Genomic DNA, 11197 nt, shown 5'->3' with positions numbered 1-11197 from the left:
TCAGGGGCGGGCCCACGTATCAGAACGCGATGGAGGTCACGAGGCCGACGCGCCCGCCTCCTGCTTCTCGGCGTAGATGTAGAGCGGCTTCGCCGCGCCCGCGATCACGTCGTCGTTCACGACCACCTCGCGGACCCCGTCAAGGCCCGGAAGGTCGAACATCGTCTCGAGCAGCACGTTCTCGAGGATCGACCGCAGGCCACGGGCGCCGGTCTTGCGTTCGATCGCCTTGCGCGCGATCTCGTGCAGCGCCTCGGTGGTGAACGAGAGCTTCACGTCCTCCATCTCGAAAAGGCGCTGGTACTGCTTGACAAGCGCGTTCTTCGGCTTGGTCAGGATCGAGATCAGCGCGTCCTCGTCGAGGTCGCGCAGCGTCGCGATCACCGGCAGGCGGCCGACGAACTCGGGGATCAGGCCGAACTTCAGCAGGTCCTCTGGCTCGAGTTCCACCAGGATATCGCCAACCCTGCGATCGTCCTCGGCCTTCACTTCCGCGCCGAAGCCCATGGCCGAGCCCTTGCCGCGGCGGCGGATGATCTGGTCGAGGCCCGCGAACGCTCCGCCGCAGATGAACAGGATGTTGGTCGTGTCGACCTGCAGGAACTCCTGCTGCGGATGCTTGCGCCCGCCCTGCGGCGGCACCGAGGCGACCGTCCCTTCCATGATCTTCAGCAGCGCCTGCTGCACGCCCTCGCCCGACACGTCGCGGGTGATCGAGGGGTTGTCCGACTTGCGGCTGATCTTGTCGACCTCGTCGATATAGACGATCCCGCGCTGCGCCCGGTCGACATTGTAGTCGGCCGCCTGGAGCAGCTTGAGGATGATGTTCTCGACGTCCTCGCCGACATACCCCGCCTCGGTCAGCGTGGTCGCGTCGGCCATGGTGAACGGCACGTCGAGGATGCGCGCCAGCGTCTGTGCCAGAAGCGTCTTGCCGCAGCCCGTCGGGCCGATCAGCAGGATGTTCGACTTGGCCAGCTCGACATCGGTCGACTTCCCGGCATGGGCGAGCCGCTTGTAGTGGTTGTGCACCGCGACCGAGAGTACCTTCTTCGCGGTCTCCTGCCCGATCACGTAGTCGTCGAGCACGCCACAGATATCGCGGGGCGTCGGCACGCCGTCCGAGGACTTGACGAGGTTGTTCTTGGTTTCCTCGCGGATGATGTCCATGCACAATTCGACGCATTCATCGCAGATGAAAACGGTGGGGCCGGCGATCAGCTTGCGAACCTCGTGCTGGCTCTTCCCGCAGAACGAGCAGTAAAGGGTATTTTTGCTGTCCGAACCGCTGGACTTTGTCATGTCAATCTCCGCGAAGGGCGCGACGGCAGGCCGAAGTGCGCCCCCGATGTGGTAAATCCCGTAAGCGTGACGCCACGATATTGAAGCACTGTAACCCCGTTGACACGCCCTGTCACCCGGGGGGTAACACCGTTGCCGATGGGCTGTGGCGCGTGTGCCGCGCTCAGCTTTCGTCTCCCGTCGCACGGTGATCGACGATCTTGTCGATGAGGCCCCAGTCCTTGGCCTGAGCCGGGGTCATGAAGTTGTCGCGGTCGAGCGCCTTCTCGACCGTGTCGTAATCCTGGCCCGTGTGATGCACGTAGATCTCGTTCAGCCGCCGCTTGAGGCTCAGCACCTCCTGCGCGTGGATCGCGATGTCCGAGGCCTGGCCCTGGAAGCCGCCCGAGGGCTGGTGCACCATGATGCGGCTGTTGGGCAGCGAGAAGCGCATGTCCTTGTCGCCCGCCGCGAGCAGGAGCGAGCCCATCGAGGCGGCCTGGCCGATCACCAGCGTCGAGACCGCGGGCCGGATGTACTGCATCGTGTCGTAGATCGACAGGCCCGAGGTGACCACACCGCCGGGGCTGTTGATGTACATCGCGATCTCTTTCTTCGGGTTCTCGGCCTCGAGGAAGAGAAGCTGCGCCACCATCAGCGTCGCCATCGCGTCGTGCACCGGCCCCGACACGAACATGATCCGCTCCTTCAGGAGGCGCGAATAGATGTCGTAGGACCGCTCGCCGCGCGCGGTCTGCTCGACCACGATGGGGACGAGCGTGTTCATGTAGGTATCGATCGGGTCTCTCATGCCGTCTGCCTCGTGCTGGCGGCGCCACGACCGGGCGCGCGTGTTTGATCTAGTCCTAATCACTCACCCGAAATGCGGCAAGCGTCCGGCAGTGATAAATCCGTCATACGGGCCGGATCTTCACATCGGGTGTCGCCCGAACGGAAACGGGCGCCGGATCACGGCGCCCGCTCTGGCAGCTGGCCGACGTGCCGCGATCACTCGGCGTCGAGGCTGTCGAGTTCCTTCTGGAGATCGTCCTTCGAGACGTCGACATCCTTGATCTGCGCGCGACCGAGGATGACGTCGACGACCTTGTCCTCGAAGATCGGCGCGCGGATCTGCTCCAGCGCGGCGCGGTTCTGACGCACGAAGTCGAAGAACTGGCGCTCCTGCCCCGGATACTGGCGCGCCTGCGCCATGATGGCCTGACCAAGTTCCTGGTCCGTGATCTCGATCTCTTCCTTCTGACCCAGCTCGGCCAGAAGCAGGCCGAGGCGCACGCGCCGCTCGGCCAGCTTGGTGTGCTCGTCGGTCGGATCGATTGCGGGGTGATCGTGGCCGTGCACGTCCGGATTGTCCTCGTGCCACAGCTGGTGCGCGATCGACTGCGCCTCCTGCTCGACCAGGCTGGGCGGAAGCTCGAAGCTCACCATCCCGTCGAGGGCATCGAGCAGGCGGCGCTTGAGCAGCGTGCGGCTCGCGCCCGCAAACTCCTCGGCGATGCGCTCGCGGATCTGTTCCTTGAGCTCGTCGAGCGTCTCGGCGCCATACTTCTTGGCCAACTCGTCGTCGATCTCGGCCGGCTTGGGCGCCCGGATCTCCTTGACGGAGACGTCGAAGACGGCCGCCTTGCCCGCCAGGTGCGGCGCGCCGTATTCCTCGGGGAAGCTGACCTCGACGGCCTTCTCCTCGTCCTGCTTGACGCCGACCAGCTGCTCCTCGAAGCCCGGGATGAACTGGTTCGAGCCGAGCACCAGCGGGTAATCCTCGGCCGAGCCGCCCTCGAAGGGCTCGCCGTCGACCTTGCCGACGAAGTCGATCACGACCTGGTCGCCGTCCTTCGCCTTCGAGCCCTTGCGCCGCGCCTCGAAGTTCTGCGCGCTCTCGGCCAGCTTGCCCAGCGCTTCCTCGACCGCGGCGTCGTCGACGGTCACGACCTTGCGCTCGAGGCTGAGGTTCGAGAAGTCGAGCTCGGGCACCTCGGGAAGGCAATCGTACTTGATGGCGACCTCGAGGTCGTCACCCTCGTCGAAGCTCTCGTTCGTGATCTCGACGTCGGGCTGCGCCGCGGGGCGGTGGCCGGTATCGGCGAGATGCTGGCGCACGGTCTCCTCGACCGTCTCCTGCACCACCTCGCCCAGCACCGACTTGCCGAACATCTTCTTCAGCAGCGGCAGCGGCGCCCTGCCCTTTCGGAAACCCTTCATCTGGAAGTCAGCGCGCACCGTCTCCAGCTTGGCGCGCGTCTTTTCCTCGAGCGCCTGGGCTGCGACCACGACAGAATACTCGCGCCGCAGGCCTTCCGATTTGGTTTCCGTCACTTGCATCGCCTGACCTTCATCCGTTCTTCCGTGCCCCCGCACGGGCTGCCTGTCCTTGTGGCGGCGGGCTTGGGCGCTGGTGCGGGCGGAGGGGCTCGAACCCCCACGCCTTGCGGCACGAGAACCTAAATCTCGCGTGTCTACCAGTTCCACCACGCCCGCACGCGGTGCACGCCCGCGGGTAACACCCCCGGCCGCGCGAATTCGGGTCCCCTATAACAAGGCCATTTCGGGGGCGATAGAGGGAAAGCGCATCTTTGTCACGGTTTCGCGGCATAGCGGGGCGCCGGCCCGGCGCGGCACCGCGCCCATGCCGGGGATCAGGCCGCCTGCGCGGGCCGAGAGGCGCCCGCGCGCGCCGTTCCGACGAGGCTTTCACGCGTGAAACCGATGTTAAGGATTTGATTTCAAAAGACTGTTCGATTCTCTTCGCATTCTCCTCGCGCTTGGGTCACAGCCCGAGGTCGCGGAACACCGCCGGCAACTGCTCGGGCAGGTCCTCGGCGATCAGGCCGGGGCCGAACTTGCGGGCACATTCGACATGCAGCCAGGCGGCGGTCTCGGCCGCGGCCATCGGAGCGAAGCCGCGGGCCAGAAGCCCCGTGATATAGCCTGCCAGCACGTCGCCCGAACCCGCCGTCGCCAGCCACGGCGCCGCGCGCTCGTAGTGGGCCGCGTTGATCGAACAGCGGCCGTCGGGGTCCGCAATAACCGTGTCGGCGCCCTTGAAGAGCACCACGCAGCCCGCCAGCTTCGCCGCCTCGCGCGTCGCATCGACCTTGGAATAGGCGGGGCCACGGGTGGCTGGGGCCTTCAGCCTTTCGAGGAGGTCGGGAAAGAGGCGGCCGAACTCGCCCTCGTGTGGGGTGAGGACGCAGTTGTCGTGAAGCTGCGAGAACAGCGTCTGGGGATCGTCGCGGTATTCGGTCAACGCATCGCCGTCGAGCACGGTGCCAACACGGGCCGCGAGCGTCGTGGCAACGAGTGCCCGCGTCCGCTGGCCGAAGCCGAGACCCGGGCCGATGCAGACGGCCTGGACCTTGCGGGCGGCCATTTCGGTCATCAGCGCCTCGGCATCCGCCACCGGCGCCAGCATGATCGCGTTCAACTGCGCTGCGTTCTCGATAAGCGCGGCGGGCGGAGCGCCGACGGTGACGAGCCCTGCCCCGATACGAAGCGCGCCGCGGGCGGCGAGGCGGGCCGCGCCCCCGCGTCCGACGCCGCCGGAGAGGATGAGGGCGTGGCCGTGCGCGTATTTGTGCGAAAGCTTACTTTTTCGGGTAAGCGGACGCTCGAGTGGTTGCGCAAGCCGAACCGTGCTGGTGCCCGCTTTGGTCAAACCGAGGCCAATGTCGACGCGAACGACCCTGTCGCCTGAGAGGCTTGGGCCTTCGGCCAAGAAATGACCGGGGCGACACCGGTGAAACGTCACAGTTAGGTCCGCCCATGGGAAAGCACTGCGGTCAGCGATCGGCCGTCCACTGCTCATGCACAATCCCGATAGACAATCGACAGCGATGAAATCGGTAGCACCGCGATCGTCGAAGATCCTGTCACAGAATTTCAAGAGCTCAGGTTCTAGCGGCCGCGTCAGACCCGCCCCGAAAAGCGCATCGACCACGACGTCAGACGCGACAGGCATTGCGGTGTCCGGACGAACTCTGACGACCTCCCCCATCTCCCGCCACCGCCGGCAGTTCTCCGCCGCGTCCGGCGGCAGCTTCGCCTCGTCGCCATAGAGAAAGACCTCGACCTCCCAGCCCCGCTCGCGCAGCAGCCGCGCAACCACAAACCCGTCGCCGCCATTGTTGCCGGGGCCGCACAGCACCACCGCCCGGTGAGGCGCCGTAGCCAGTTCCGGGCGCCAGTCGAGGATCGCCTCGACCACGCCGCGCCCGGCGCGCTCCATCAGCTCGAGCCCGGTCACCTCGCCCGAGGCGATGGCGGCCTGCTCGATCGCGCGCATCTGCGCGGCGGTCAGAAGTTCGGTCATGGATCGCGCGCTCCCCATCCCCGGCACCCGGGCCTTGCGCGGCATCGAAGCGGGGAAGCCCGGCGCGGGTCAAGGCCGGAAACTGCGATGGGGTCGCCCCGACCGGCGGATCGGGCATGGCGGCGCGGCGCCAGAGGACCGCCGAGGCCCCCGGTCGACCCCGGGTTTGCTGTGCCACCGGGGATCGAGGGCGCGGCGCGGAGGTCGCGGCGGCGACCGTCGCGACGCGGTGCCGGGCATTTCCGCGGCCCGCGATGATGCGAAAACCGCCAGATTTAATGCCTAAATTTTGCGCATTCTGCACAGCCGATAATCATATCCCGGGATTCACCCCGAAATACCGCTCCCGCGCCCCCTTGCTAGTCCGCGCGAATCCCCGCAAGCCAAACTTGGCACGCGGCCTGCATCCCGTGCCGCGACGGACAAGCGAGGCCCATGCCGGCCAGGTCCGGCGGAGCCGAGCAAGTGGAAGGGAGAACGCGGTGAAAAAGGTCGAAGCGGTGATCAAGCCGTTCAAGCTCGACGAGGTGAAGGAAGCCCTTCAGGAAATCGGAATCCAGGGCCTCAGCGTCCTCGAGGCCAAGGGCTTCGGGCGCCAGAAGGGGCATACGGAACTCTACCGCGGGGCTGAATACGTCGTCGACTTCCTGCCCAAGGTGAAGATCGAGGTCGTCGTCAGCGACGACATGCTGGACCAGACCATCGAAGCCATCGTCGGCGCCGCGCGCACCGGCAAGATCGGCGACGGAAAGATCTTCGTGTCGAATGTCGAGCAGGTGGTGCGCATCCGCACCGGCGAAGAAGGGCCTGACGCCCTCTGAGGATTCGAGACATTTCCCGCGCGCGCGCCCCGCACCGCGCGGATCACGGAACCACGAGACGCAATCGCAGAACCATACGGAGAAGGGACGCGAGATGACCACAGCAGCCGAACTGGTGAAGATGATCAAGGACGAGGAGATCGCCTATGTCGATCTCCGCTTCACCGACCCGCGCGGCAAGATGCAGCACGTGACCGCCCTGAGCGACATCGTCGACGAGGACTGGTTCACCGAGGGCTGGATGTTCGATGGCTCGTCGATCGCGGGCTGGAAGTCGATCGACCAGTCGGACATGAAGCTGATCCCCGACGCCGAGTCCGCCTACATCGACCCCTTCTATGCCGAGAAGACGCTGGCGCTTTTCTGCACCGTGGTCGAGCCCGACACCGGCGAGCTCTATGACCGCGACCCGCGCGCGACCGCGCTGAAGGCCGAGAAGTACCTCAAGGAATCGGGCGTCGGCGACGCCTCGTTCTGGGGCCCCGAGGCCGAATTCTTCCTGTTCGACGACGTCCGCTTCCAGGTCGCCATCAACAAGGTGAGCTACGAGGTCGACGCGCAGGACGGCTCGTGGAACTCGGACACCGACTACGAGATGGGCAACATGGGTCACCGCCCCGGCCTCAAGGGCGGCTATTTCCCGGTGAACCCGACCGATGCGGGCCAGGACATCCGCTCGGAGATGCTCTCGACCATGAAGCGCATCGGCATGAAGGTCGACAAGCACCACCACGAGGTGGCGTCGTGCCAGCACGAGCTGGGCATGATCTTCGGCGGGCTGGTCGAGCAGGCCGATAACCTGCAGAAGTACAAGTACGTCATCCACAACGTCGCCCATGCCTATGGCAAGACCGCGACCTTCATGCCCAAGCCCATCAAGGGCGACAACGGCACCGGCATGCACGTCAACCAGTCGATCTGGAAGGACGGCAAGCCGCTGTTCGCGGGCGACCAGTACGCCGACCTGTCGGAAGAGGCGCTGTGGTATATCGGCGGCATCCTCAGGCACGCCAAGGCGCTGAACGCCTTCACGAACCCCGGCACCAACAGCTACAAGCGCCTGATCCCGGGCTTCGAGGCGCCGGTTCTGCTGGCCTACTCGGCCCGCAACCGCTCGGCCTCGATCCGTATCCCATGGACCGAGAGCCCCAAGGCCAAGCGCGTCGAGACCCGCTTCCCCGACCCGTCGGCGAACCCCTACCTGGCGATGTCGGCGCTGCTGATGGCCGGCCTCGACGGCATCCAGAACAAGATCCATCCCGGCGAGGCCGCGGACAAGGATCTCTACGACCTGCCGCCCGAGGAACTGGCCGGCATCCCGACCGTGTGCGGCAGCCTGCGCGAGGCGCTCGAGAGCCTCGAGGCCGACCACGAGTTCCTGCTCAAGGGCAACGTGTTCACCCGCGACCAGATCGAGGGCTACATGGAGCTCAAGTGGCAGGAGGTCTATGCCTACGAGCACACGCCGCACCCGATCGAGTACCAGATGTACTATTCCTGCTGACAAGCCGGAACGTCGGACAGTAAACGGGGGCGGCGCGCGATGCGCCGCCCTTCGTCGTTTCCGGCGACCGTCACTTGCTGCAGGGAAGCAGGCCATGCCCCAAAGCCCCGAATTCGTCGATCTGCGCGAGGCCGCGGAGCCGGTGCTCGGCGCCGTGCTGGCCCAGAACGCGCGGGTCGAGCACCACACCTCGCCGCTCGACCCCGCGCGGCTGCGCGCGCTCGTCGACGCGTCGCGCCTGGCGCTGGCCACGCCCGACGGCGCGGCCTTCGTCATCGCCTTCGACGAGGCGGGCGCCTACGACAGCCCGAACTTCCTGTGGTTCCGCGAGCGGCTCAACCGCTTTCTCTACATCGACCGGATCGTCGTGGCGTCCGAGCTGCGCGGACGCGGCATGGCGCGCGCGCTCTACGACCGCGCCTTTGAGGCGGCCGCGGCGGCCGGGCTGGGACAGGTCGTCTGCGAGGTGAACCGCGAGCCGCCGAACCCCGGATCGGATGCGTTCCACGCCGCGCTGGGCTTCGCCGAGATCGGGCGCGGGGCCCCCTCGCCCGGAAAGGTCGTGCGCTACCTGTCGCGCCCTGTGACCGGGGAAGGGCCGACATGAACGACCCGCTGACCGACCTCGTCGCGCCGTCGCTGGCCGATATCGACCGCCTCGCGCGCGATGCGCTCGAGGCCATGCCTGACGGGTTCCGCGAGCAATGCGAGGGCGTCGTGCTGCGCGTCGAGGACCTGGCCGACGACGAGACGCTGGCCGCCATGGGGATCGCAGATCCGTTCGAGCTGACGGGGCTCTACAGCGGGGTCGCGCTGACCGAGAAGTCCTTCAGCGACCTGCCGGGCGGGCCGGACGAGGTGGTGCTCTACCGCCGGGCGATCCTCGACGAGTGGGCCGAGCGCGGCGACGTGGCGCTCGGCGCGCTGGTCGCCCATATCCTGGTGCACGAGATCGGCCACCATTTCGGGCTGTCGGACGAGGATATCGCCCGGATCGATCCGTGGTGGGAGTGAGCCCCGCTCAGCGCGACCGAAGCTGCCCGCCGAGATCGGCGGCCTCGAGCGTCAGGGCATAATCGACGATGCGGTCGAGTTCCTCCTCGGTCAGCTCGACCGGGTGGATCGGGGATGGCAGTTCGGGCGTGAACGGCTCGGTCACGCCGGGGATCTGGGTGAATGCGGGGTGCGGGCGCAGCGCGTAGAAGCTGCGCATCTTCGCCTCGAACTCGGGGTGGCCCCGCATCGTCTTGAACGCCGGTGTCGAGCCGATGCCGCCCATGCGGTTGCGCTCGTTGATGACGTGGCACCGGCCGCAGTGGAACAGCGCGAGCTTCTCGCCCGGCGCGAAGTCCTGCGCGCGGGGTTCGGTTGCGGGACATGCCGCCAGCAGCGCGAGCACTCCACCCGCCAGTGACGAACGCGGTGCCGAATGCGGTCGCATGGCTCGGATCCTCCCGATTTTTCGGGGAAGGGTACGGTCGCGGACAGCGCCGGGCAAGCCGCGCTTGGGCCCGGATGCTCGCGAAAAGATGTGGCACTGCAACAATGAACCTGTTGCACCGCAGCGCCCCGCTCCCCATCGTCAGGGGCCGAGAATGCCGAGGAGGACGGGTCGATGGCGGCGATCCACCAGACGAAATCCATCAACCTCGCCCTCCAGGGCGGCGGTGCGCATGGCGCCTTCACCTGGGGCGCGCTCGACCGGCTGCTGGAAGAAGAGAGGCTCGACATCGAGGCTATCTCGGGCACCTCGGCGGGCGCGATGAACGCCGCCATGCTCAAGACCGGCTACCTTGGCGGCGATCCCGGCGGGCTTGGTGGGCGCGAGGGCGCGCGTGCGCAGCTTGCGCATTTCTGGGGCGAGATCCGGCGCGCGGCGCGGCGCAACGCGCATCCGGTCGTCGACTGGCTGGGCGCCTTCTCGCCCGGCATCGCCAACATGGTGCACGAGGCCATGCGCCTGCCGATGGACACCGTGGCCGCGACGATCAACCGCTCGCTCTCGCCCTATCAATGGAACCCGCTGAACCTCAATCCGCTGGGAGACCTGCTGCGCGAGACCACCTGCTTCGACCGGATCTGCCGGAGCTGTTATCCGCACATCTTCGTCTCGGCCACGAATGTGCGAACCGGGCGGATCAAGGTCTTCAAGAACGGCGAGCTCACGGTCGACGTGTTCCTGGCCTCGGCCTGCCTGCCCTTCCTGTTCCAGGCGGTCGAGATCGACGGCGAGCACTACTGGGACGGGGGTTACATGGGCAACCCGGCCCTGTTCCCGCTGTTCTACGAGACCGGGACCGACGATATCCTGATCGTCCACGTCAATCCGATCGAGCGGCCCGAGGTGCCGCAAACGGCGAACGACATCATCAACCGGGTGAACGAGATCTCGTTCAACTCGTCGCTGCTGCGCGAGCTGCGGGCGATCGCCTTCGTCGGGCGGCTGATCGAGGAAGGCAAGCTGTCGCCGAGCGAGATGAAGGCGATCCGGATCCACGCCGTGCGCGATGACGAGACGATGCGCGAACTGGGCTTCGCCTCGAAGCTGAACCCGCGCCCAGGGCTGTTCGACGACCTCAAGGCGGCGGGGCGCGCCGCGGCGGACAGCTTCCTGCGTGCGCACTGGGACAAGATCGGCGTCCGGGGCAGCGTCGATATCCGGGCGATGCTCTACTGAGCTCCGGACTTGTCCCAAAGCGGGCGCAGGCGGGCGGGCGCTTGCGGATCCCGCGCTGATACGGGATGAGTGGGGCAGAACCCAAGCCGATTGCGTCCCGATGATCAGTATCCTCGCCCTTTGCACCGGCAACGCCTCGCGCTCGATCCTGGCCGAGGCGATCTTCAACCGCGACGGCGCGGGCCGGGTCCGGGCCTTCTCGGCCGGATCGAACCCGGTCGGCGTCGTCGCGGGCGCGACGCTCGACTGCCTTGCGGCGCGTGGCATCGACAGCAAGGGCCTGAGATCGAAAAGCTGGTTCGAGTTCTCGGGGTCGGGGGCGCCGCAGCTCGATATCGTGCTCGACCTCTGCCCCTCGGTGGCGGCCGAGCGTCACCCGGCATGGCAAGGCCGCCCCGTCACCGCCACCTGGGCGATGGACGAGCCGCTTGCCGCGCCGACCGAGCAGACCGCCGTTGCCTTCGCGCTCGCGTATCACCGGCTTTCGGCTCGGATCAACGCGGCGCTGGCGCTGCCGCTCGAGCACCTTGGACGCGACGAGCTTGCCGGTCACCTCGACCGCATCGGCCGGGGATGACCAGCCGGGC

11 protein-coding genes and 1 tRNA gene are annotated in these 11197 nt (G+C 66.9%); 6 read left to right on the top strand and 6 right to left on the bottom strand.

Annotated elements, in window-relative coordinates; genetic code table 11:
* Nucleotides 1–36: 36 nt before the first annotated feature.
* The 5 genes from clpX to H0I76_RS01045 form a co-directional block, all read right to left on the bottom strand.
* Nucleotides 37–1302 (bottom strand): ATP-dependent Clp protease ATP-binding subunit ClpX, encoded by a 1266-nt coding sequence (gene clpX / locus H0I76_RS01065; protein ID WP_200605848.1) that lies wholly within the window; start codon nucleotides 1300–1302, stop codon nucleotides 37–39.
* 163 nt (nucleotides 1303–1465) lie between these two features.
* On the bottom strand, nucleotides 1466–2092 hold the full coding sequence (locus tag H0I76_RS01060; protein ID WP_200605846.1) for an ATP-dependent Clp protease proteolytic subunit: 627 nt from the start codon (nucleotides 2090–2092) through the stop codon (nucleotides 1466–1468).
* A 197-nt stretch (nucleotides 2093–2289) separates the two neighbouring features.
* On the bottom strand, nucleotides 2290–3621 hold the full coding sequence (tig, locus tag H0I76_RS01055; protein WP_200605845.1) for a trigger factor: 1332 nt from the start codon (nucleotides 3619–3621) through the stop codon (nucleotides 2290–2292).
* A gap of 71 nt (nucleotides 3622–3692) precedes the next feature.
* Nucleotides 3693–3777 (bottom strand) — tRNA-Leu (locus H0I76_RS01050).
* A gap of 289 nt (nucleotides 3778–4066) precedes the next feature.
* On the bottom strand, nucleotides 4067–5608 hold the full coding sequence (locus H0I76_RS01045; protein ID WP_200605844.1) for an NAD(P)H-hydrate dehydratase: 1542 nt from the start codon (nucleotides 5606–5608) through the stop codon (nucleotides 4067–4069).
* Between the two features lie 482 nt (nucleotides 5609–6090).
* Between H0I76_RS01045 and H0I76_RS01040 the strand changes: the two genes are divergently transcribed.
* The 4 genes from H0I76_RS01040 (at nucleotide 6091) to H0I76_RS01025 (ending at nucleotide 8947) form a co-directional block, all read left to right on the top strand.
* Nucleotides 6091–6429 carry a P-II family nitrogen regulator gene (locus tag H0I76_RS01040; RefSeq protein ID WP_200605843.1) on the top strand — a complete coding sequence of 113 codons (339 nt, stop codon included), beginning with the start codon at nucleotides 6091–6093 and terminating at the stop codon, nucleotides 6427–6429.
* A 94-nt stretch (nucleotides 6430–6523) separates the two neighbouring features.
* The gene (gene glnA / locus H0I76_RS01035; protein ID WP_200605842.1) at nucleotides 6524–7933 is read left to right on the top strand and encodes a type I glutamate--ammonia ligase; all 1410 of its coding nucleotides are present in this window, start codon (nucleotides 6524–6526) and stop codon (nucleotides 7931–7933) included.
* Nucleotides 7934–8027: 94 nt separating this feature from the next.
* On the top strand, nucleotides 8028–8540 hold the full coding sequence (locus H0I76_RS01030) for a GNAT family N-acetyltransferase (RefSeq protein ID WP_200605841.1): 513 nt from the start codon (nucleotides 8028–8030) through the stop codon (nucleotides 8538–8540).
* On the top strand, nucleotides 8537–8947 hold the full coding sequence (locus H0I76_RS01025; RefSeq protein ID WP_200605840.1) for a metallopeptidase family protein: 411 nt from the start codon (nucleotides 8537–8539) through the stop codon (nucleotides 8945–8947). Before H0I76_RS01030 ends, H0I76_RS01025 begins: the two co-directional genes overlap by 4 nt.
* A gap of 7 nt (nucleotides 8948–8954) precedes the next feature.
* On the opposite strand, the gene H0I76_RS01020 is transcribed toward H0I76_RS01025, so the two are convergent.
* Complete coding sequence (locus H0I76_RS01020) at nucleotides 8955–9374, bottom strand: cytochrome c family protein (protein WP_200605838.1); 420 nt, start codon at nucleotides 9372–9374, stop codon at nucleotides 8955–8957.
* Between the two features lie 174 nt (nucleotides 9375–9548).
* Here H0I76_RS01020 and H0I76_RS01015 point away from each other — a divergent pair, with 174 nt between their 5' ends.
* Both H0I76_RS01015 and H0I76_RS01010 read left to right on the top strand, forming a co-directional pair.
* A complete protein-coding gene (locus tag H0I76_RS01015; protein ID WP_200605837.1) occupies nucleotides 9549–10610 on the top strand; it encodes a patatin-like phospholipase family protein in 1062 nt (353 codons plus the stop codon).
* A gap of 100 nt (nucleotides 10611–10710) precedes the next feature.
* Complete coding sequence (locus tag H0I76_RS01010; RefSeq protein WP_200605836.1) at nucleotides 10711–11187, top strand: arsenate reductase/protein-tyrosine-phosphatase family protein; 477 nt, start codon at nucleotides 10711–10713, stop codon at nucleotides 11185–11187.
* Nucleotides 11188–11197 lie beyond the last annotated feature (10 nt).

The sequence above is a fragment of the Thermohalobaculum xanthum genome, from assembly GCF_016623495.1.
GTDB lineage: Bacteria > Pseudomonadota > Alphaproteobacteria > Rhodobacterales > Rhodobacteraceae > Thermohalobaculum > Thermohalobaculum xanthum.
This window is presented reverse-complemented; position numbering and strand designations above follow the sequence as displayed.

Excerpts from the sequence above, each read along its gene's own strand:
- glnA (WP_200605842.1), top strand. The coding sequence starts at position 6,524 with ATGACCACAGCAGCCGAACTGGTGAAGATGATCAAGGACGAGGAGATC.
- tig (WP_200605845.1), bottom strand. The coding sequence starts at position 3,621 with ATGCAAGTGACGGAAACCAAATCGGAAGGCCTGCGGCGCGAGTATTCT.
- H0I76_RS01020 (WP_200605838.1), bottom strand. The coding sequence starts at position 9,374 with ATGCGACCGCATTCGGCACCGCGTTCGTCACTGGCGGGTGGAGTGCTC.
- H0I76_RS01025 (WP_200605840.1), top strand. The coding sequence starts at position 8,537 with ATGAACGACCCGCTGACCGACCTCGTCGCGCCGTCGCTGGCCGATATC.
- H0I76_RS01015 (WP_200605837.1), top strand. The coding sequence starts at position 9,549 with ATGGCGGCGATCCACCAGACGAAATCCATCAACCTCGCCCTCCAGGGC.
- H0I76_RS01045 (WP_200605844.1), bottom strand. The coding sequence starts at position 5,608 with ATGACCGAACTTCTGACCGCCGCGCAGATGCGCGCGATCGAGCAGGCC.
- clpX (WP_200605848.1), bottom strand. The coding sequence starts at position 1,302 with ATGACAAAGTCCAGCGGTTCGGACAGCAAAAATACCCTTTACTGCTCG.
- H0I76_RS01060 (WP_200605846.1), bottom strand. The coding sequence starts at position 2,092 with ATGAGAGACCCGATCGATACCTACATGAACACGCTCGTCCCCATCGTG.
- H0I76_RS01030 (WP_200605841.1), top strand. The coding sequence starts at position 8,028 with ATGCCCCAAAGCCCCGAATTCGTCGATCTGCGCGAGGCCGCGGAGCCG.
- H0I76_RS01010 (WP_200605836.1), top strand. The coding sequence starts at position 10,711 with ATGATCAGTATCCTCGCCCTTTGCACCGGCAACGCCTCGCGCTCGATC.